The organism is Streptomyces sp. CG 926 (assembly GCF_003148825.1).
Lineage (GTDB): Bacteria > Actinomycetota > Actinomycetes > Streptomycetales > Streptomycetaceae > Streptomyces.
Genome location: NZ_QGGZ01000016.1, coordinates 90,421 through 109,163 on the forward strand (window position 1 = coordinate 90,421; position 18,743 = coordinate 109,163).

Genomic DNA, 18,743 nt, shown 5'->3' on the forward strand with positions numbered 1-18,743 from the left:
AGGAAAACCCTGGGTCCTGCGCGGACGCGCTCGCTACGATCGCCCGGTGCACCCCGAACCTCGCCCCTGGACCCCGTATCCCAAGATCCCCTCGAACACCCGGCTGGGCGAGGCGCGCGGGCGGAACTGGGTCGCCCACGAGAAGATCCACGGCGCCAACTTCGCCGTCGTGTGCGACACCTCGGGCGCGCATCCCGCCAAGCGGCGCGAACTGCTCGCGGACGGCGGGCTGGACGACTTCTTCGGCGTCGGCAGGATCTGGCCCGCGCTGGCGGTGGCGGCGACCCGCTGCGCGCAGAGCCTGCGCGAGGCGACGGCGGCCCCGGCCTCCGCGGTCGTCACCGTCTACGGCGAACTCGCCGGTGGCCGCTACCCCCACCCCGACGTACCCGCCACGCCCGGAGCCGAGCCCGTACAGACCGGCGTCTGGTACGCGCCCGAACTCATCTGGCTGCCCTTCGACGCCACCGTCACCGACGAGGGCGGCCCGCGCTGGGTCGGGGACCGGACGCTGCGCGCGGCTGCCGCCGAGGCCGGGCTGCGCTGCGTCCCGCTGCTCGCCGAGGGCCCGCTCGCACGCCTGCAGGAGCTGCCGACGGTCTTCCCCACCCGGCTGCCCGGACTGTTGGGCCTGCCCGCGCTGCCCGACAACCTCGCCGAGGGCCTCGTCGTCAAACCCGCCGACGGATCCCGCGAAACGGGGCGACCCATGGCCAAGTTCAAGCAACCCGCCTTCGCCGAGGACGAGCGGTTCGACGGCTCGCGCCCCTACCGGGCGCCGGCCGAAGGCGCGGCAGGAGTCCCCGGCCGGCTGCTCGCCCACGGCACCGGCCTGCTCACCCCGGCCCGGGCCGCGTCCGCCGTGAGCAAGCTGGGACCCCGTACCCCGCCCGCAGACCTGGCCGGCGAGATCGCCCGGGACGCCACCGAGGAGGTGGCGCAGGCACTGGGCGGCCTGGACCGGGCGACGTACCGCGCGCTGGAGGAGTGCCTGCGCGCCGGAGCCCTGGCCCTGGCGCGCCTCGACGCCGCCGACCGCCGTGCCTGACACCACCGGGTGCGGGGCGGCACGCCGGGTTCCCCCCGCGCCGACGGCCCTGTGCATACTGCTGCCATGAAGTCCCCGTTCGGCTCGCGCATCCACCTGATGATCACCTTCGTCCTGGTGACCTGCGGCACGGTCGCCGGAGCCTGCCTCGGTCTGCTCGTGTCCGGCCGGCTGATGGCCGTGGTCTTCGCGGCCGTGGCCGGCCTCGGCGCCGGGCTGGGGTCGTACTTCTCCCGGCGGCAGGTCCTCGCCCTGTTCGAGCCCGACCGCGAGACCGTCCCGGCCGACGGCTACGCCGAGGGCCTCGCGGATGCCGCGCTCGTCTGCATCGCGACCTACCAGGCGGCCGTCTTCCCGCTCACCCCCGACGGGGTGAGCGAGGCCGAGCGGGCGGCCCGCCGCACGATGGCCTACCGGATCTCCGCCTACGAGGGCCTGCCGTACCCGGTACAGACCTCCGCGGCCGCCGCCCTCGAAGCCATCGACCACGGCGCGGACCCCAAGCGGGCGGAGACCGCGATGAAGGAACTCTGCCTCACCATCTACGACAACCGCCGCGGCCGGTGATCCGGCGCGCACCGGGGCCCTCCGGTGCGCTCAGCGCATTGTCCGATCGGCTGGTCGGCAACGGTTGGGCCTCGGTCCGGTCTCCGGCAGTGGCCTGATGCGGATCATGGCGTTGTCCGGTTATGGAATCTGACGGGATGCTGTTCGCTCGGGCGCCGCTCGACGGTGTCGTCTGGCTCGACACACTGATCCACGATCCGGCCTGCGGGTCGTGTCCGCGCCGGCGGGAGCCGGAGGAGGAATCCGAGGAGGACGACCCCGACGGGATCCCGGTACTGACGGGCCGGGCCCGGAACTGGATGGTGGCCGCGTCCGCGGTCACGGTCGTCTCGGCCGTACTGACCGTCGTGGCGAACTGACGGCCTGTCCCCACCGGCATCTCGGCAACCGGACCCGCGCCGGTTCAACCGCCCGGGTGGAGGGTCAGCGTCCAGGTCCGGTGGGTGTGCTTGCCGGGCCGGTCGGGGTGCTGTTCGGTGATGGTCACGGTGATGTCGTCACCGGAGCGGTGGAGCGCGCCGTGGTGACGCCACGCCTCCTCGGGGGCGATGGCCTGCAGCTCGGCGAGGACCTGCTCCTCCAACCGGCGGCCCACGGCGCGCAACACCCCGGCGTCGAGCACCAGGATGGTGCCGTCCGCGAGGACGAGCGGCTCCGGGGCCTGCGGGTCGGTGAGCGCCGGTCCGCGCTCGACGTTGCCACCGGGCAGCAGCCGCACGACCCGGCTCCCGGTGGGGATGTTGCGGTCGGTCTCGACGACGCGGATGCCGGTCCCGACCACGTAATGACCGTAGCTGCGCCAGGAGTCGTACAGGGTGCCGTCGCGGTCGTAGGCCCACGTGTCGAAGACGTCGTAGCCCTCCAGACCGAGCACGAACCGGCCACCGCCCAGCGCCGCGCCGCGTGCGCCGCGCAGTTCGGCGATCCGGCTGCCGTCCGCCAGATCGAGAAGCACGGCCGGGCCGAGATGGCCCCACGGCGTGTACGCGAGCGAGTCCGTCGTGACGAGGACCCGCCCGCCGGAGATGTGCGCGGCGTTGGGAACGCCGGAACAGGGTGAGGTCCAGTGGGTACGGCCCGAGTCGTCCACGCAGCTGATCTTCCCGGCGGTGCCGTGGATCCGTAGATCCTGCCGACGGGCGAGCGGTCGGCCGGGACGGTCCTGACCGTCCGGCGGCAGACCGGGCCTGCGCCCCCGCGCCCGTACCGTGACCCGCCACGCGCCCGCACGGCCGTTCCCTTCCGATGTCCCCATGGACCCAGATGCTAAGGGCTGTCCCGTGGTCCCCGGCGGGTCGGCAACCGTGGTCGATCCGACGACACACCGTCACCAAGCTGTGAAGCTTCTACGGGACGCTGGTGCTCAGCCAGCCCGGCCCAGCCCGGCGCGTTCCACGCGCATTCCCCAGGGGGGACCACCATCATGAGCACCGTACGCAAGGCAGCCGTCGCTCTCGCCGCAGTATCCGCACTGGCCCTGACGGCCTGTGGACCCACCGACGACGGCGCGGCGGGCGGGCCCGGGACACCGAGCGCGAGCCCGACCACGAGCCCCGGCGGGAGCGCGACCGCGACCCCGGCCCCGAGCGCGACGCCGTCGAAGTCCGGCGCGCCGAAGAAGACCGCGACCCCCACGAAGCCGCCGAAGCCGGGCTCGACCGACCCCGACTACGACGTCTTCCCCTGCAGCACGTTCGACGTGACGTTCACCGCGAGCCTGGCCGAGCCCACGACCAGCAGCTACCTGCTGAAGATCACCAACAAGGGCACCAAGGCGTGCCGGGCGCTCGGGCACCCGATCGTCACCTTCGGCGATCTGGACGGCCAGGCCACGGAGCGCGGCGCGGCCCCCGGCATCGAGGACGCGCTGCGGCTGGAGCCGGGCCAGTCGGCATACGCCGGGCTCATGGGCGGTGCCAATGACGGCAAGGGCAAGACCGTCAACTCGATCGCGCTGACCATGAGCACCGAGTCCGACCTGACGCAGACACCGCTGAAGGCATCCACCCCGGGGCTGTACGTCTCGCCCACCAAGAACTCCGTGACCGCCTGGATGAACAACGCGGAGGACGCACTGAGCCTGTAGGCCGGCGGGCCGTCGCCGCCATCCGGTCGGCCGGTCATCCGGTCGGCCGAGCAACGGAGGACGGCCGCGCCCCACCGGGTCAGGCTGTGGACAAGGACCGTCACCACCGCACAGACGAGGACCGAGCCCATGCCCCACAGCCGACGTATCAGCACCATCGTGGGCGTCGCAGCACTGCTGCTGACGGCAAGCGCCTGCTCGGGCCTGGGCCGGAGCACCGTCGGCATGCTGACCTTCCGCGGGCACGACTCGCCGGTCGAGCTGAGCTACTCCAACACGCTGGTCGTCGGTTGCCACAAGATCGGCATCCCGAAGGGCGCCACGCACGTCGAGAACAACACCCTCGTCGATGTCGTGCTGTACCGGACCCCGGACTGCCAGAAGACCGACAAGGCCGACGGGATCTACGTGGCCACCACCCTCTCCAACGTCACGGCCCCCGTGAGCCTGCCCTGGCGCAGTTTCAGCGTCATCCACTGACGCGGAGTCCTCCTGCCCTCCTGCCCGCCGCTTGCGGGCGGGCGGGGTCTGTCCCATAGTCCGAGGTATGGACGAGCGCGAGGCGGCGCTCCGACAGGCGCACGGTCATGCCGTCCGCTGGCTGGCCAGCCTGTCCGACCGCCCGGTTCCCGCCCGCGCCACGGTCGACGAGATCGTGCGCGCGCTCGGCGCCGAGCTGCCCGACGCGCCGAGCACACCCGCCGACGTCGTCGACCTGATGGCCACGGCCTGCGAGCCGGGGCTCACCGCCTTCCCCAGCGGTCGCTTCTACGGGTTCGTGGTCGGCGGCACCGAACCGGCCGCGCTCGCGGCCGACTGGCTCGTCAGCGCCTGGGACCAGAACTGCGTGATGCGCGCGGTCACGCCCGCGTACACGGCGGCGGAGGAGATCGCCGGCGCCTGGCTGATCGACCTGCTCGGCCTCCCGCCCGACAGCGCCGTCGGCTTCACCACCGGTGCCACCATGGCGAACTTCACCTGCCTCGCCGCCGGGCGCGACACGGTGCTGCGGCGGGCCGGATGGAGCGTGGCCCACGACGGACTCGCCGGCGGACCGCCCGTGCGCGTCATCACGGGTCAGGACCGCCACATGGCCATCGACCTGGCCCTGCGCTACCTCGGACTCGGCCGGCCCGAACTCGTCGAGGCGGACGCGCAAGGACGCATGGACCCCGAGGCGCTACGCCGCACCCTGGCGGCCCCCGGCCCCGTACGCGGTGCCGTCCCCGTCCCCGTCCCCGTCCCCACGATCGTCGTCCTGCAGGCCGGTGACATCCACTCCGGTGCCTTCGACCCCTTCCCCGAGACGATCCGCGCCGCCCGCGAGGCCGGCGCGTGGGTGCACGTGGACGGCGCCTTCGGCCTGTGGGCGGCCGTCTCCCCGACCCACGCCCACCTCACCGCAGGCTGCGCCCAGGCGGACTCCTGGGCCACGGACGCCCACAAGACCCTGAACGTCCCCTACGACTGCGGCCTCGCCCTCGTCCGGGACGCCGCCGCACTCCGGTCGGCGATGGGTCTGCAGGGCGACTACCTCATCCAGCACGAACACGGCGACCCGATCGACAAGGTCCCCGAGCTCTCCCGCCGAGGACGCGCCTTCACCGTCTGGGCCGCCCTCCGCTCCCTGGGCCGTCAAGGCGTGGCCGACCTCGTCGACCGGCTGTGCCGGCACGCCCGCGCCTTCGCCACCGGCATCGAGGCCATCGACGGCGCGACCGTCCTCAACGACGTGGTCTTCACCCAGGTCTGCGCCGAGTTCGGCGACGACGAACGCACCGACCGGGTGCTGGCCCGCCTCCTCGACGAGGGCGCGTCCTGGATCAGCGGCTCCACCTGGCACGGCCGCCGCGTCATGCGCATCTCGGTGAGCAACTGGTCGACGACCGACGGGGACGTGTCCCACACCCTGGACGCGATCCGCCGTGCCTCCTCGGGGCCGATCCGCTCGTGAGGGCAGCGGTCGCGGAGGTGGTGTGCGCACGGCCCGCGGCGGCGACTCTCGCCGACCCCTCAGCGGGTGAGTGTGACGGGCGTCGGGCCGTCGGGGCGCACGGTGATGCTGTACGCCGCCCGGCTGGGCACCGACCGGAAGAACGGGACGTGGGCGGGCAGCAGGAGTTCGAGGAGGGCGACCGACTCCCGCAGGGCGAACTGCTGGCCGAGACAGGCTCGGGGGCCGATGCCGAACGGCAGGTAGGCGCCGGGCCGGGTGGGACGGCCGCCCGCGACGGTGAAGCGTCGGGGGTCGAAGTGCTCGGGATCCGGCCACAGTTCGGGATCCCGGTGCGTGAGGTAGGGGCAGACCAGCAGATCCGTGCCCGCCTCGACGTGGTAGCCCGCCAGGACATCGGCCTCGGGGGCGTGCCGGGGCAGGATCCACGCCGACGGGTAGAGCCGGAGCGTCTCGCCGACCAGCGCCTGGAGGGCTTCGCGTCGCTCCGGTGAGCCCTCACGACCTGCCGCCAGCGCCTCCTCACGGGCCTCGGGGTGGCGGTCGAGGAGCAGGTACAGCCAGGTCAGCGTGGTCGCGGTGGTTTCGTGCCCGGCGACCAGCAAGGTGACGAGCTCGTCGCGCACCACCCGGTCCGTGTACTCGGGGCGCTCCGCCGACGCGTCGACCAGCACTTGGAGCAGCCCCGGCCCGTCGGGGCCGGGAGAGCCGTCGCGGGCCGCGGCCACCGCGCGTCGGGCGACCTCGTCGATCCTGGCCAGGTCGTCGGCGACGGCGTCCCGGGCGTCCACCTGGTCGGCGGGCAGACTCGGCAGCGCGGCCACCACCGAGGCCACGGCCGTCAGTTCGTGTGCCGTGGCGTCGTCGAGCGGGTGCCCGGTGAGCGCCCGCCAGATGGTGTCGAGGGCGAAGCGGCGCATCTCCTCGCCGAGGTCGAAGGTCCGCCCGGTGCGCGCGTGGTCGGCCCATCGGGCGGCCGTGGTCCGGGCCGCCCCGACGATCCGCTCCTCGTAACGGCGCATCCCCTTCCCGGTGAACTGCGACTGCAGCAGCTTGCGTTGGGTCTTCCAGGCCTCGCCGGTCGCGGCGAGCACCCCGTCGCCGATGAGCAGGCGGGCGCGGTGGGAGCGCTTGACGTACCGGTCGGGGTGCAGGGCGAGGACGTGTCGCACGGCCTCGGGCTCGGTGACCAGCACGGTGGGTCGCGGCCCGACTCGGAACGCGGCGACCCCGCCGAGCCGTTCCCGTACCTGCGTCAACAGGTCGACCAGGTCACCCTGGTGAGCCCGCCACCGCTCCGCGCAGCCGGCGTCGGCCTCCGGGAGCGGCCGCCCCGTCCCGGACCTCCGCGCGGCGGGCGGCTCGCTCCTGGCGTCGATGGACACGGCTCATCTCCTGTCCGGCTGTCGGGACGGTGCCCGAGGGTCGCTGCGACATCACGGACTGTACGGGGACGGACGTGCGCGGTGACAGAGCCGGACGATCGATGGCCCGAATCACCCGGGCGGTGGGTGGTCGGGTACGCCGATACGAGCCGCCAGGAGCGCGATGTCGTCGTCGGCGGAGGCGGGCACCAGATGGGCGATGAGGGAGTCGCAGAGGTGGTCGAGCGATTGCTGGGGCTCGGTGAGCAATCCGGTGAGCTCGCTCAGACGTTCGTCGATGTCGCGCCTGCGCGCCTCGATGAGGCCGTCGGTGTAGAGGACGAGCGTACTGCCGGGCGGCACGGCGATGTCGGTGGTGGTGAAGGAGATGCCGCCGACGCCGAGCGGGACGCCCGGCGGGGTCTTGACGAGGTAGACGGTGCCGTCGGGCTGGACCACGGCCGGGGGTGGATGTCCGGCGCGCGTGACCGAGCAACGCCCGGTGGCGGGATCGCAGACCACGTAGAGGAACGTCGCGAGCATCGGGTCCGACAGGTCGGCGAGCGTGGCTTCGAGCTGGTGCAGCAGGGCGGTGGGAGGCATGTCGAGGCGGCCGAGGGCGCGGACGGTCGCGGAGAGCCGTCCCATCACGGCGGCGGCCGCGATGCCGTGGCCCATGACGTCGCCGATGAGGAGCGCGGCCCGGCCGCCGCTGAGCGGCAGGACGTCGTACCAGTCACCACCGACCTCGTTGACATCGCTGGCCGGCAGGTAGCGGTGGGCGATCTCGATCCCCGGCGGCGGAGTGACATGCTGGGGGAGCATGCTGCGCTGGAGGACGACCGCGGTCTCGTGCTCGTGGTGGTACAGGCGCGCGTTGTCGATGCTGATGGCGGCGCGGGCCGCCAACTCGGTGGCGAGGGTGACGTCGTCCGAACCGAAGGGGCCGGTGCGTCCGGTGCGGTAGAAGGTGGCGACGCCGAGCACCATGTCGCGGGCGATGAGCGGGGTCATCATGAACGAGTGCACGCCCAGCTCCAGGAGTTGGTCCGGCTTGGGGGAGTGCCGGGCCGCGGGGGCGACGCTCCGTTCGTCGAGCTGGGCGATCAGGAACGACTGACGGGCCGCCAGAGCCTGGGTGTAGGGGGCGGTCGCCGGGAAGATCAGGGTCCGACCCAAAGGCGCCAGCATCTGGGTGACGGCGGATCCGGTCAGCGGTGCCTTGCCCAGCCGGCGCAGGGCCACGCCCCCGGCCAGCCCCGTGCCCGGCTCGATGCCACGGGCGAGGGAGTCCAGGACGTCGACCGTGACGGCGCTCGCCAGGTGCGGGACGGCGAGGTCGGCGAGCTCCTGCGCCGTGCGCTCCAGGTCGAGGCTGGCGCCGATACGCGAACTCGCCTCGCTGAGCAGGGCCAGGCGGCGCCGGCCCGCCTCGGCCTCGGTGTGGTCACGCTGCTGCCTGGTGATGTCGAGGAGCGAGGCGATCACACCGATCGGCCGACCGCCGGGGTCCTCGACGCGCACGTACGAGCACGACCACACATGGTCGTGATCCGGGTCGGCCGGGGTCCTGCCGGTACGGCGCCGGTCGAGGACCGGCTCACCCGTGTCCAGGACCTGGCGCATCGCCTCCTCCATCTCGTCGGCGTTCACCTCGGGCAGCAACTCGGCCAGCCGACGCCCCACATGCGCGGACTCCGCGAGCCCGTTCATCGTTTCGAGTGCCGGATTGACCTGGAGGAACCGCAGCTGCGTGTCGAGGACCCCGATCCCGACCGGCGAGCGGGCGAACAGCCCGTCCCAGACCGCCGAGGAACCGCGGATACGGCGGGCCGCGTGCGCGTCCGCGGCGAACACCAGCACCGCCGAGGCGCCGTGGCGGCGGTCGGGGACCGGGCAGGCCCAGATCTCCAGCTCCAGCGGGTGCCCCTTGCTGTGCCAGGCGGTGACCGTACCCATGACCCCGCGCCCGGTGGCGGCCGTCTCCCACAAGGATCGGCCCAGGCTGCGATCGGCTCCCGGATGGAGGAGGTCGGAGATGTGCCGCCCCAGCACCTCGGGCGGCGCGTAGCCGAGGAGCTGCTGCGCGCCGTGGTTCCAGCGCACGATCATCCCGTCGCCGCTGGTGGCCACGAGCGCGACCGGCAGGGCGCCCAGCCAGCCTCCGGCGTCCTGGGCGGCGCTGCTGATCAGGTCGTCGAGCGGCATCTCCTCATGCATCGTGCACCCGCTCCTCGGGAACGGCCTCGTGACTGTGCGTGGTCCGCATCTCTCATCGTCGCCCGGACGGCTCCACGGCGCTCCCCGGCCGGGAGGCTCCGGCCGCGGCCGGAGCCTCGGCGCAGCGGAGGCGGTCACCGGTCACGGGGGCGCCGTCGGCCACGTTGCGGTCGAAGGTGACGGCCTGGACCTGGACGGGCCGTGCGCCGACGGTGACCTCGACGACCCCGTCGAGCTCCGGGTCGGCCTGCAGGCGGGCGCCGGGCAGCGCCGCGGCGACGGTTGCCGCGTTCTCCTCCTGGCCGGTGGCGTAGCGGATGACCGGCGGGCCGGCGGGGCGCTCCGGCGGCGCGGTCGCCGAGGTGTCGGTGACGACGAACCCGTTGCCGCGCAGGGCGGCGGCGACGTCGGCGTCGTCCACGCGGACGGAGAACCGGGCCGGGTCGGTCGGGGCCGGATTCTTCGCGACCGGCTGGATCCGGGTGTCGCCCGTGATCGGGCGGTCCGCGCCGAGCGCCGCCCACAGAGCCGCGGAGCGGGCCTCGTCCCACACCAGGGTGGAACCCACACCGGGGACGCGATGGTCGAAGAGCCGGATGGGGACGGTCGCGAACTCCGTCCGGTCCGCGCGGAGGCGACCGAGCGCCCAGCCGATGCGGACCAGATCGTCCAGGCCGGTGCGCTCGTCGGTGCGTACGGTCTTCAGCAGGGCGCGGACGGTCCGAGCCGTGCTGATGGGGCCGGCCAGGGCGCCCTCGGCGGTGAGCCGGGCCAGCAGGTCGTCGACCAGCCGCTGCTGGCGGCGGACCCGGCCCAGGTCGCCGGGCCGGAGGTTGACGTGCCGGGCCCGGACGTAGCGCAGCGCCCGGTTCCCGTCGGTGAGGTGGCGGCCGGCGCCGATGTCGAGCCCGGAATTCTCGTCCTTGAGCGGCTTGTCGGTGCACACGGTGGCGCCGCCGAGGTTGTCGACGGTCCGCTCGAAGCCCGTGAAACCGGTCTCCAGGTAGTGGTCGATGTGGAGTCCGGTGGCCTTCTCCACGGTGGCCACGGTGAGCGGGCCACCGCCGGCCGCGTAGGCACCGTTGATCTTGCCGCTGCGGGCCGGGGCGGTGGCGGTGGTGCCCGCGTACTCGACGTAGGAATCGCGGGGGATGGAGACGATGCTCGCGCGCCGCCGGTTCTGGGACAGGTGGACGAGCATCATCACGTCGGTGCAGTTGCACCCCTTGCCGCCCACATGGAGCCGCCGCTTCTCGGCCGCGGAGAGCCCGGCGCGGCTGTCGATGCCGACGACCAGGATGTTGGTGCCCCGGCCGGTGCCACCGCCGCTGCCCGCGGACGCGCTCGCGGCCGAGACGGCCTGCGAGCCCACGAAGGAACCGCAGGACAGGGCGGTCAGCAGGGTCAGAGCGACAGCGGTACGACGCAAGGCGCATCCCCAAGATCGAACGAACCGGATTAACCGGATTAAATGGGGAATGTACTGGCCTTGCGTGCGGGCGCCCGGGCCGTACGCGCCGGGATTCCACCCCGCAGGGGGCCGGCTTGGTACATCTGCCCGCCCCCGCGGGGTACCCGGGCGCCTTCGGCGCCGACCCGGTCAGCGCTCGGACAGCTCCGAGGGGGCCTCCTGGACGACCCAACTGTTGCCGTCCGGGTCGTCGAAGGTCATGAAGGAGTTCCAGGTCCCGCCCTTGCCCTCCTGCCAGCCCGATTCGCCCACGTTCCGTACGGGCGACACGTCCACGCCCCGAGCCACCAGCTCCTCCCGGGCCGCCTCGATGTCCGTGACGCACAACTGCAGGCCGTGCAGTCTGCCGGGCTCCATGACCCGACCCCCGGGCACCTCGGGCATCCCCTGGAGCATGGCGATGGAACACCGGGAACCGGGCGGGGTCATCTGGATGATGCGCACGCCCGGGGAGACCTCGTCGTCGAGGTCGACGCCGAAGCCGACCTGGTCGGCGTAGAAACTCTTCGCGCGATCCATGTCGGTGACAGGGACGGGGACGACTTCGAGCGTCCAGTTCATGGGTGTCTCCCTCGGTCGGGCATCAGCGGGTCGCACAACGGGTCGCGCAGCGGGTCGCGAGCGGGGCGGGTCCACCGTTTCCCATGGAGGACGGTCGCGCACGTCGAAACGCCCGGCGGAAGCCGACTTCCCCGGGAAGGACCGAGCCGGGTCACGGTCGGTCGTCGGGAAGGACGCGCCCGTCCTCGTCGAGCGTGAGATGGATCCGCGCGGGCTCCTGGCTGTTGACGTCGGACGGCCGCGGGCCCTCCGGGCCGTCGGGCCCCCAGCGCAACAGACGGCGCGTCCGGACGATCTGGTACACGGTGTCCTGGAACTCCAGCCGGTTGACGCGTCCGACCCGGAGCGTATCGGCGGCCCCGGCGTACGCCGCCAGCTTCGCGGCACGCACGTCGGCGGAGTCGGCGGCGCCCGCGGCCGTCCCCGTACGGGCGTCGGTGCGCGGATCGGCGTCCTCGGGGATGTGCCCCCGCATCCGCGGCCACATCCACGTCAGGGCGAAGTCCAGCGACTTGCGGGCGGCGTGCGGGGTCGCGTGCGGTCCGCTGACCGGTCGCCAGCCGTCCGTGGTCCGCTCCACGACGCTGAACGTCGGCGGCATCACCAGCACGTCCGGATGGGTGTCCAGGGCCCGCCGCGAGTCGTCGCGCACCTCCTCGGGGAACCGTCCGCCCGTGTAGCACAGCTCGCGCAGGGCCAGCTGTTCGAACGCCTGCGTCGGAGTGACCGGCGCGTCGGGATCCATGACCAGAGCGTCATCGATCCCCGGCTCCCGGACGGCCCGGTCCCAGTCGGGGACCGGGGGCTCCGGATCCGTCGGGCGGGGCGCCTCGATGCCGCCCGGGCCCGAGGCGGCGTACTCCTCGGCGCGCACCACCCGGTACCGGGTTCCGGACACCAGGAGTTCGTCGACGCGCTCGCGCTCCAGCCGGGCGACCGCCGCCAGCAGCTCGCGCCGCTCGGCCCGGTCCCGCGCCTCGTCCTTCGCCTGGAACCACAGCCGCGAGTTCAGCCCGTCCCGAGCCTGCTGCGGGCAGCCGGACGTCACCTCGAGCACCACCCGCCACCGCGGCCCGTCTTCGGGGGACTGCGCCGCCACCCCGAACAGCGGGCCGCGCACCACCACATCGCTCGCACGCGCCACGGCGTCGACCGCGTCGGCCTCCTGCGCGGCCTCCACCGGTTCCACCGGCACCCGCACCACCACCCGCCGCGACCCGCTCGGCCTCATGTCCCCACGGTCCATGGGCCCATCCTGCCGACCGGTCCGGGGCGCCGCCCCCGATTCACCGATTCCCCGGCCCCGGGGCCCCCGGTGGCGGTACCGTCCGCCCACCTCCTGCATGTCCCGGCCGATCCCTGACCACCACCGTCCCTTCCGTCCCACCCGCGCGAGCCCGAACGATGAGCCTCGACGACTGAGCAGATGCCGACGAGTTCTGACGCGGATGCCGACGCCGTGGCTGCCTCGGGGAGTGGAGGCCAAGAACATGTGCGTGCTCGCGACGCCGGTGCGGTACTTCCACCTCGACTTCGCGGTGACGTTCAGCACCGCCCCGGGGTCGCCGAAGATGAGGAACCTGGCCGCGGACCCCCGGGTGTCGGTGGGGATCTTCGCACCGCTGGTCGGCCGGGCCAGTAGCCGAGGGGCGCAGCTCTTCGGGCGAGCCCGCGTACTGTCGGAGGAAGACCCCGATTTCGCGCACTACCGGCCGGCGTTCCGCCGGCAGTCCGACCACGTCGAGCGCTCGCGTTCACTCGACGAGCCCCCGTCGGGACCTGTCGTCGTGGTCGAGGCCGAGCGGATCGTCTATACGGAGCACTGGCTGCGGCGCGATGGTTTCGCGCCGCGTCAGTTCTGGACCAGGTCGGGTCTGTAGCCCGGATTCCGGCCGGCCGACCACCCCGTCGACCGGCCGGAATCTTTGAGAAGTGGTCCGTCGCCTGTCGCTTGGGCTGCGTCGAGCTGCCGGGAGGCAGCCCTGACAGGATGACGCAATGTTCGATTTTGGCATCGCGGGCTACCAGCCGTTGTGGCTGAACCGCCGTAGTGACGTCGTGCGGGAGCATGCGCATCGCCTCCGCGGTCTTGCCGGCCGGACTCTGACGAGAGTCTGGATGGTCTGGGACCGTCAGGCCGACGAGTGGTTCTGTGACTGCCCGGTCTTGTTCGACTTCGAGGGCGAGCAGGTCGAGATCAATCATCAGAAGTTCGACGATCTTTCCCTCACGTGGAACACGATCGACCCCGGTGACCCTGTCCGGTGGCCCGACTTCGACCTGCAGTGGCGTTCCGAGCCTCTTCCCGGGCTTCCGGATCTGAAGGGCCTGTCTCTCAAAGGGGTCGAACTGCTCGAATGGACAGGCAGGGATCTGGCTCAGGGCAACGTCGACGTCAGCTTCGTCTTCGAGACGGGTCGGGTGACCGTCTTCAACGCTCTCGACGAGAACGGGCTGAGCATGGCCCCGCCTGATCGGCATCTACGGGTCCACCCGCTCCACTGAAGCCTCTGGAGTCAGGCGTACCGAGGTGCGCCCGACCGCTCAGTGGATCTTGCCCAGGCCGGATCAGTGTCGAAGTCGCAGCCGCGGTCGGCGAAGAGCCGGGCCGGCCGCTCGGGCCCTTCCGGGATCTGCCCGGGGAGGTGCAGGGGGTGCTCACCGGGTACCGGCTTCGGCTTCGGCCCGGGCGGCGGCCACGTAGCGGACGGTGAAGAGCATCGGGACGGCGAACCCCGCGACCTGGACGAGCGTCGCCCCCGTCGAGTGCCCGTGCCCGGCGTGGGCGAGGGCCGCGAGTGCGCCCGCCGTCACGGCGAAGGCGGCGGTCCACGAGGCGGTGATGACCACGTTGATGCGGACGAAAGGCTTGAGGCTCCAGACCTCGCGCGGGGTGGTGCGCTTGGCGATGCCCAGCGTGAACGGTTTGCGCACGAGCAGCGAGGCCCCGGCGATGAGGGCCAGGGTGGCCGAGGAGAGGGCCCCCGAGTAGGCGTGCACGGCCGAGTGGGGATCGGCGTAGGCGATGGCCGCCAACCCCGCGAAGAAGACCGCCGAGCCGATTTCCATGATCAACGCGTCGAATCCGGCCCCGGCCCGGCGCTGCTGGACGGTCACCGCCACCGCCGCCAGCAGAGCGGCGAGCGCGCCCCACTGCCATTGGGCGGACGGGAGCACCGCGAAGACGATCCACGGAAGAAAAGTGCGGACGTATGACATCGGGGCCCCCGGTGAGATTCCAGTTCTGACATGTCGAAACTAGAACCTCCACTCTCGACATGTCAAGAGTGGAATGTAGGGTGGGGGTATGAGCCTTCGACACGCCCTTCTCGGACTCCTCTCCGAACGCCCGGCCAGCGGCTACGACCTGCTGAAGCGCTTCGAGACCTCGCTGGCCAACGTCTGGCCCGCCACGCAGAGCCAGATGTACACAGAACTGTCCAAGCTCGCCGAAGCCGAGTTGATCAACGTCTCGGCGCAGGGCCCGCGCGGCCGCAAGGAGTACACCCTCACCGGCGAAGGGCTGACGGAACTACGCCACTGGCTGACCGAGACCAAGCCTCAGCGCAACACCCGCAGCGACATCCTCCTGCGGGTCTTCTTCCTGAACGTGATCACCCCCGACCAGGCGCGCGGCTACCTCACGGAGCTCATGGAGATGTCGGAGCGCGAGCACGAGGACCTGCGCCGGCTGACCGACTCCATCGACTGGGGCGACGACCCGCTGTCGGTGAACGGCAAGATCGCCCTCGAGTACGGCCTCCGCTTCAACGCGATGCGCCGCGAGTGGGCCGCCTGGGCAGCCGACCAGATCCGCTGAATCAGCCACCTCTGGGCTGCGCCCGGCCGCCCGCTCTCGTTCCACATCGCCCCTGCCGGGCCCGAGCCCGGCCGGGCGGCTCCCGCCTGGTCGGCGGGGCCGCGCGCCACCCCACCGGTCGCTGTCCCCCGAGGGGGTCCGGTGGGGCGGGATCATGCAGCGAGGCAGCCCGCCTCAACCCTTGAATGGGATGGTTCGCACTGTAGGGCGAGCCACTGACAACGCCCGGAACGTCGAGGTCGAACCCGCCCGCACATCGGCGAAAGACTTGGTCAGGTGGGCTCGCCATGCTGGACCCGACCGTCCGGCGCACTCTGGATGTGCGGGACGGTACCGAAGGCGTCCCGCCCGGCGCCGCCCGCCGGCGGCCCCGACGCGTGGGGAGGCTGGACCGATGGCCAAGTCCGACGAACCGAAGGGCTGGGGGCCCGTCCCGGAACCGCCCCCGGAACTGTTCTACGCACCCCCGGGCGAGCCGCTCGACGACGCGCGGCGCACCGCGATCCTCGACTGGACGGTGAACCAGTACGTCGTCCTCGGCTGGCGCGTCGAATCACGCTCCCCGACCCAGGCCGTGCTCGTACGCGGCGGGAACGTCAACCACCTCCTGCACGCGATCCTGACCATCTTCACCTGCCTGCTGTGGGGGGTCGTCTGGATCGTGCTGGCCATGGCGAACAAGATCGAGCGCGTCGCCCTCACCGTCGACCCGCTCGGCAACGTCCAGACCGTGCACGGTCCGGGCTGACCCGAACCGGACACACCGAACACACCGGTCACACCTGCGGGAACTGCGGATCGATGCCCAGGGTGGGGGCGATGGCCCGCCAGATCGTCGCCCGGGCCGTCGCGAGATCCACCCGGGGGTCGTCCAGCATCAGCCGGATACCGAGGCCGTCGCACAGGGCCAGCACAAGAGTGGCGAGCGCGGCGACGTCGCACGCGGCGAACTCCCCCGAGCGGATGCCCCGTTCCACGGCCCCGCCGACCCAGGCGTGCAGCTGGTCGTACAGGTCGACGGCCAAGTGCCGGGCCGCCGTGTCGCGCTGGGCCCGCACCCACAACTCCTGCCAGAGCTTCCAGTCCTGGCGCAGTTCCGCGTCCGTCGGCAGCATGCTCCGCAGGATGCGGGCCAGGACCACCGCCGAGGACACCGAGTCGGGAACGCCCTCGGTGTCCGTACCGGTCTGGGCGAAGGAGTGCGTCATCGCCTCGGCGAAGAGCTTCTCCCGCGTGTCGAAGTGGTAGTGCAACAGGGCCTTCGACACACCGGCGTGCTCGGCGACCTTGCGCATACTGACGTTCTCGAAGCCGATGTCGGCGATGACTTCGCACGCGGCGATAAGGATGCGCTCACGCGTCTCGAGTGCGCGCTCGGCCTTGGTCACGTCGGCTGCTCCCCGTGTCGGCGCCCGTGGACCGGGCGGGTGGGCCCGGTTGCCGTGGCCACCACACCACCATCCTCGCGCATCGCACCGCTCCCGTGGTCGCCGTACGTGTGGAAGCCCCGGCCCGTCTTGCGGCCCAGGCGGCCCGCGTCGACCATCCGGGCCAGCAGCGGCGGTGGGGCGTACAGCGGCTCCCGGTACTCCGCGTACATCGACCGCGCGATGGCCTGCACCGTGTCCAGGCCGATCAGATCGGCCAGGGCGAGCGGTCCCAGCGGGTGCGCGCAGCCCAAGGTCATGCCCCGGTCGATGTCCTCGGGCGACGCGGCCCCGTACTCGGCCATGCGCACGGCGGCCAGCAGGTACGGCACCAGGAGCGCGTTCACGACGAACCCCGCCCGGTCGCGGGCGCGGACGACCTCTTTGCCCAGCACCTCGGAGGCGAAGGCGTGCGCCCGCCGGACGGTCTCGTCACCGGTGAGCAGCGAGGGCACCAGCTCGACCAGCGGAAGGACCGGTACGGGGTTGAAGAAGTGCAGGCCGATGACCTGCTCCGGCCGCGAGACGGCCGCCGCCAGCCTGATGACGGGGATCGAGGAGGTGTTCGTCGCGAGGACCGCGTCCCGCCGCTCCACCACCCGGTCGAGCAGGGCGAAGACCTCCAGCTTCGCACGCTCTTCCTCCGCCACCGCCTCGACCACGAGGTCCCGGTCCGCGAGGCGCGCCACGTCCGTGGTCACCGCGATCCGGGCGACGGCGGCGTCCCGTTCGGCGGCCGTCAGTTTCCCGGACGCCGCCGCGCGGTCCAGGGAGCGGGTGATCCGCTCCAGGCCTCCGGCCGCGGCCGGAGGGGCCGTCTCCAGCACCACGACGTCCCGCCCGGCCCGGGCACAGACCTCGGCGATACCGGACCCCATCAGTCCGCAGCCCACGATCCCGACCCGTTCGACATCGGTCATCGATCGGTCCTCCCTCCTCTGATGCTTCTGACGCTCACAGGGCCCCTGCTGATACCGCCGCGCTGGGTGCGGGGGACGGCCCGGACCGCCGGCCCGGGCCGTCCCCGACCGTCATCACGCGGACGGCATCCGCAGCACGCCCGTACCGCGCTTGACCAGTTCGCCCGCGATGATCAGGCGCTGGATCTCGGAGGTGCCCTCCCAGATCCGGTCGACGCGCAGCTCCCGGTAGAGGCGTTCCACCGGGTACGAGCGGTCGTAGCCGCGCCCCCCGAAGATCTGCAGGCACCGGTCCACGACACGGCCCGACGCCTCGCTCGCCGCCAGCTTGGCGATGGCCGCCTTCGCGTGCAGCGTCTTGCGGTCCAGGACGCCCTCGTCGACCTCCCAGGCCACCTGGTGGGTGTAGGCGCGGTTGACGGCGATGTCCACGGCGCTGTCGGCGAGCATGCCCTGGATCAGCTGGAAGTCGGCGATGGGGGAGCCGAACTGGCGGCGCTCGACCGCCCAGTCCCGGGCGAGTTCCAGGGCCCGCTCCGCCGCCCCGATCGTCCGCGCGGCGATCATCAGCCGCTCCTCGGTGAACCAGGAGCGCGTGATGTCGTAGCCCTGGCCCACTTCACCGAGCACCGCGTCGTCGGGCACGAACACCTCGGTGAAGGTGAACTCGGGGTGCTCGTAGACGAAGGTGTGCATCCAGCGCGGCACGCGGGTCATCTCGATGCCCGTGGTGTCCTTGTCGACGAGGAAGAGGGTCGGCGCGCGCTCCTCTCCGGCGGCCGCCAGCACGATCATGAAGTCGGCGTGGTCGCCGACGGTCACGAACCACTTCTCGCCGTTCAGCACCCAGCCGCCCGCGGTCCGCGTCGCCGTGGTCCGCAGGTTCTGCGGGTCGGAGCCGGCCTCGGGCTCGGTCACCGCGTAGCAGTCACGGCGCTGCCCCCGGATCACCGGGACGAGGTAGCGCTCGCGCTGCTCGGGCGTGCAGTAGGACAGAGCGTTGGCCGGGCGCCACACCATGTCCCACAAGGCCCCGGTGAGCCGGCCGAGCTCCGCCTGGACCGTGACCTGCTCCAGGATGGTGAGGCCGGCGCCGCCCCACTCCTTCGGCATGTTGACGGCCTGCAGCCCGCTGTCGAGGACGGCGTCGCGGATCTCGATGTGGGCCTGCGGCGGCAGCCCGTTGTTCTCCTCGCAGTCGAGCTCGTACTTCTCGATGAAGTCGGTGAGCGCGCGCGCCGCGCTCCGGAGCTCTTCCTGACGGGCGGTGAGGCGGAAGTCCATGTGTGTCTGTCCTCTGGGTCG

Annotated in this window: 20 protein-coding genes; 10 read left to right on the plus strand and 10 right to left on the minus strand. The window is 72.3% G+C overall.

Annotated elements, in window-relative coordinates; genetic code table 11:
* Positions 1–46: 46 nt before the first annotated feature.
* From BCL76_RS33840 to BCL76_RS33850, 3 genes are all read left to right on the plus strand, one after another.
* On the plus strand, positions 47–1,048 hold the full coding sequence (locus BCL76_RS33840; RefSeq protein ID WP_181382852.1) for an RNA ligase family protein: 1,002 nt from the start codon (positions 47–49) through the stop codon (positions 1,046–1,048).
* A gap of 66 nt (positions 1,049–1,114) precedes the next feature.
* A complete protein-coding gene (locus tag BCL76_RS33845; RefSeq protein ID WP_109783194.1) occupies positions 1,115–1,615 on the plus strand; it encodes a hypothetical protein in 501 nt (166 codons plus the stop codon).
* Between the two features lie 137 nt (positions 1,616–1,752).
* A complete protein-coding gene (locus BCL76_RS33850) occupies positions 1,753–1,974 on the plus strand; it encodes a hypothetical protein (protein ID WP_109783195.1) in 222 nt (73 codons plus the stop codon).
* 44 nt (positions 1,975–2,018) lie between these two features.
* On the opposite strand, the gene BCL76_RS33855 is transcribed toward BCL76_RS33850, so the two are convergent.
* The gene (locus BCL76_RS33855; RefSeq protein ID WP_109783196.1) at positions 2,019–2,870 is read right to left on the minus strand and encodes a hypothetical protein; all 852 of its coding nucleotides are present in this window, start codon (positions 2,868–2,870) and stop codon (positions 2,019–2,021) included.
* 168 nt (positions 2,871–3,038) lie between these two features.
* On the opposite strand from BCL76_RS33855, the gene BCL76_RS33860 reads away from it, so the two are divergent.
* From BCL76_RS33860 to BCL76_RS33870, 3 genes are all read left to right on the plus strand, one after another.
* The gene (locus BCL76_RS33860) at positions 3,039–3,701 is read left to right on the plus strand and encodes a DUF4232 domain-containing protein (RefSeq protein ID WP_109783197.1); all 663 of its coding nucleotides are present in this window, start codon (positions 3,039–3,041) and stop codon (positions 3,699–3,701) included.
* Positions 3,702–3,830: 129 nt separating this feature from the next.
* On the plus strand, positions 3,831–4,181 hold the full coding sequence (locus tag BCL76_RS33865) for a hypothetical protein (protein ID WP_109783198.1): 351 nt from the start codon (positions 3,831–3,833) through the stop codon (positions 4,179–4,181).
* A 67-nt stretch (positions 4,182–4,248) separates the two neighbouring features.
* Positions 4,249–5,655, plus strand: coding sequence for a pyridoxal phosphate-dependent decarboxylase family protein (locus BCL76_RS33870; protein ID WP_109783199.1), 1,407 nt, complete (start codon positions 4,249–4,251; stop codon positions 5,653–5,655).
* Positions 5,656–5,714: 59 nt separating this feature from the next.
* On the opposite strand, the gene BCL76_RS33875 is transcribed toward BCL76_RS33870, so the two are convergent.
* The 5 genes from BCL76_RS33875 to BCL76_RS33895 form a co-directional block, all read right to left on the minus strand.
* The gene (locus BCL76_RS33875; RefSeq protein WP_375137998.1) at positions 5,715–7,034 is read right to left on the minus strand and encodes a cytochrome P450; all 1,320 of its coding nucleotides are present in this window, start codon (positions 7,032–7,034) and stop codon (positions 5,715–5,717) included.
* A 117-nt stretch (positions 7,035–7,151) separates the two neighbouring features.
* Positions 7,152–9,239, minus strand: a complete 2,088-nt coding sequence (locus tag BCL76_RS33880) for a SpoIIE family protein phosphatase (protein WP_109783200.1) — start codon at positions 9,237–9,239, stop codon at positions 7,152–7,154.
* A 52-nt stretch (positions 9,240–9,291) separates the two neighbouring features.
* Entirely contained in the window at positions 9,292–10,668 is a 1,377-nt protein-coding gene (locus BCL76_RS33885; RefSeq protein WP_258310062.1) for an LCP family protein, read from the minus strand.
* 171 nt (positions 10,669–10,839) lie between these two features.
* Positions 10,840–11,271: a VOC family protein gene (locus BCL76_RS33890; RefSeq protein ID WP_109783202.1), complete on the minus strand. Its 432-nt coding sequence runs from the start codon at positions 11,269–11,271 to the stop codon at positions 10,840–10,842.
* Positions 11,272–11,422: 151 nt separating this feature from the next.
* Complete coding sequence (locus tag BCL76_RS33895) at positions 11,423–12,502, minus strand: DUF5954 family protein (protein WP_181382853.1); 1,080 nt, start codon at positions 12,500–12,502, stop codon at positions 11,423–11,425.
* A 217-nt stretch (positions 12,503–12,719) separates the two neighbouring features.
* Between BCL76_RS33895 and BCL76_RS33900 the strand changes: the two genes are divergently transcribed.
* Positions 12,720–13,151: a pyridoxamine 5'-phosphate oxidase family protein gene (locus BCL76_RS33900; protein ID WP_258310063.1), complete on the plus strand. Its 432-nt coding sequence runs from the start codon at positions 12,720–12,722 to the stop codon at positions 13,149–13,151.
* A gap of 118 nt (positions 13,152–13,269) precedes the next feature.
* Entirely contained in the window at positions 13,270–13,776 is a 507-nt protein-coding gene (locus tag BCL76_RS33905; protein WP_109783204.1) for a hypothetical protein, read from the plus strand.
* A 153-nt stretch (positions 13,777–13,929) separates the two neighbouring features.
* On the opposite strand, the gene BCL76_RS33910 is transcribed toward BCL76_RS33905, so the two are convergent.
* Entirely contained in the window at positions 13,930–14,490 is a 561-nt protein-coding gene (locus tag BCL76_RS33910; RefSeq protein WP_109783205.1) for a hypothetical protein, read from the minus strand.
* Positions 14,491–14,578: 88 nt separating this feature from the next.
* Here BCL76_RS33910 and BCL76_RS33915 point away from each other — a divergent pair, with 88 nt between their 5' ends.
* Positions 14,579–15,091 carry a PadR family transcriptional regulator gene (locus BCL76_RS33915; protein WP_109783206.1) on the plus strand — a complete coding sequence of 171 codons (513 nt, stop codon included), beginning with the start codon at positions 14,579–14,581 and terminating at the stop codon, positions 15,089–15,091.
* A gap of 394 nt (positions 15,092–15,485) precedes the next feature.
* Positions 15,486–15,839, plus strand: a complete 354-nt coding sequence (locus BCL76_RS33920; protein WP_109783207.1) for a hypothetical protein — start codon at positions 15,486–15,488, stop codon at positions 15,837–15,839.
* 28 nt (positions 15,840–15,867) lie between these two features.
* On the opposite strand, the gene BCL76_RS33925 is transcribed toward BCL76_RS33920, so the two are convergent.
* The 3 genes from BCL76_RS33925 to BCL76_RS33935 form a co-directional block, all read right to left on the minus strand.
* Positions 15,868–16,479 carry a TetR/AcrR family transcriptional regulator gene (locus tag BCL76_RS33925; RefSeq protein WP_109783208.1) on the minus strand — a complete coding sequence of 204 codons (612 nt, stop codon included), beginning with the start codon at positions 16,477–16,479 and terminating at the stop codon, positions 15,868–15,870.
* Positions 16,476–17,438: a 3-hydroxybutyryl-CoA dehydrogenase gene (locus BCL76_RS33930; protein WP_109783209.1), complete on the minus strand. Its 963-nt coding sequence runs from the start codon at positions 17,436–17,438 to the stop codon at positions 16,476–16,478. Before BCL76_RS33930 ends, BCL76_RS33925 begins: the two co-directional genes overlap by 4 nt.
* Before the next feature lie 114 nt (positions 17,439–17,552).
* Positions 17,553–18,722: an acyl-CoA dehydrogenase family protein gene (locus tag BCL76_RS33935; protein WP_109783210.1), complete on the minus strand. Its 1,170-nt coding sequence runs from the start codon at positions 18,720–18,722 to the stop codon at positions 17,553–17,555.
* Between the last annotated feature and the right edge of the window lie 21 nt (positions 18,723–18,743).

Excerpts from the sequence above, each read along its gene's own strand:
- BCL76_RS33865 (WP_109783198.1), top strand. The coding sequence starts at position 3,831 with ATGCCCCACAGCCGACGTATCAGCACCATCGTGGGCGTCGCAGCACTG.
- BCL76_RS33930 (WP_109783209.1), bottom strand. The coding sequence starts at position 17,438 with ATGACCGATGTCGAACGGGTCGGGATCGTGGGCTGCGGACTGATGGGG.
- BCL76_RS33880 (WP_109783200.1), bottom strand. The coding sequence starts at position 9,239 with ATGCATGAGGAGATGCCGCTCGACGACCTGATCAGCAGCGCCGCCCAG.
- BCL76_RS33910 (WP_109783205.1), bottom strand. The coding sequence starts at position 14,490 with ATGTCATACGTCCGCACTTTTCTTCCGTGGATCGTCTTCGCGGTGCTC.
- BCL76_RS33915 (WP_109783206.1), top strand. The coding sequence starts at position 14,579 with ATGAGCCTTCGACACGCCCTTCTCGGACTCCTCTCCGAACGCCCGGCC.
- BCL76_RS33900 (WP_258310063.1), top strand. The coding sequence starts at position 12,720 with ATGCCGACGCCGTGGCTGCCTCGGGGAGTGGAGGCCAAGAACATGTGC.
- BCL76_RS33920 (WP_109783207.1), top strand. The coding sequence starts at position 15,486 with ATGGCCAAGTCCGACGAACCGAAGGGCTGGGGGCCCGTCCCGGAACCG.
- BCL76_RS33895 (WP_181382853.1), bottom strand. The coding sequence starts at position 12,502 with ATGAGGCCGAGCGGGTCGCGGCGGGTGGTGGTGCGGGTGCCGGTGGAA.
- BCL76_RS33935 (WP_109783210.1), bottom strand. The coding sequence starts at position 18,722 with ATGGACTTCCGCCTCACCGCCCGTCAGGAAGAGCTCCGGAGCGCGGCG.
- BCL76_RS33855 (WP_109783196.1), bottom strand. The coding sequence starts at position 2,870 with ATGGGGACATCGGAAGGGAACGGCCGTGCGGGCGCGTGGCGGGTCACG.
- BCL76_RS33890 (WP_109783202.1), bottom strand. The coding sequence starts at position 11,271 with ATGAACTGGACGCTCGAAGTCGTCCCCGTCCCTGTCACCGACATGGAT.
- BCL76_RS33845 (WP_109783194.1), top strand. The coding sequence starts at position 1,115 with ATGAAGTCCCCGTTCGGCTCGCGCATCCACCTGATGATCACCTTCGTC.
- BCL76_RS33870 (WP_109783199.1), top strand. The coding sequence starts at position 4,249 with ATGGACGAGCGCGAGGCGGCGCTCCGACAGGCGCACGGTCATGCCGTC.
- BCL76_RS33850 (WP_109783195.1), top strand. The coding sequence starts at position 1,753 with ATGCTGTTCGCTCGGGCGCCGCTCGACGGTGTCGTCTGGCTCGACACA.
- BCL76_RS33860 (WP_109783197.1), top strand. The coding sequence starts at position 3,039 with ATGAGCACCGTACGCAAGGCAGCCGTCGCTCTCGCCGCAGTATCCGCA.
- BCL76_RS33905 (WP_109783204.1), top strand. The coding sequence starts at position 13,270 with ATGTTCGATTTTGGCATCGCGGGCTACCAGCCGTTGTGGCTGAACCGC.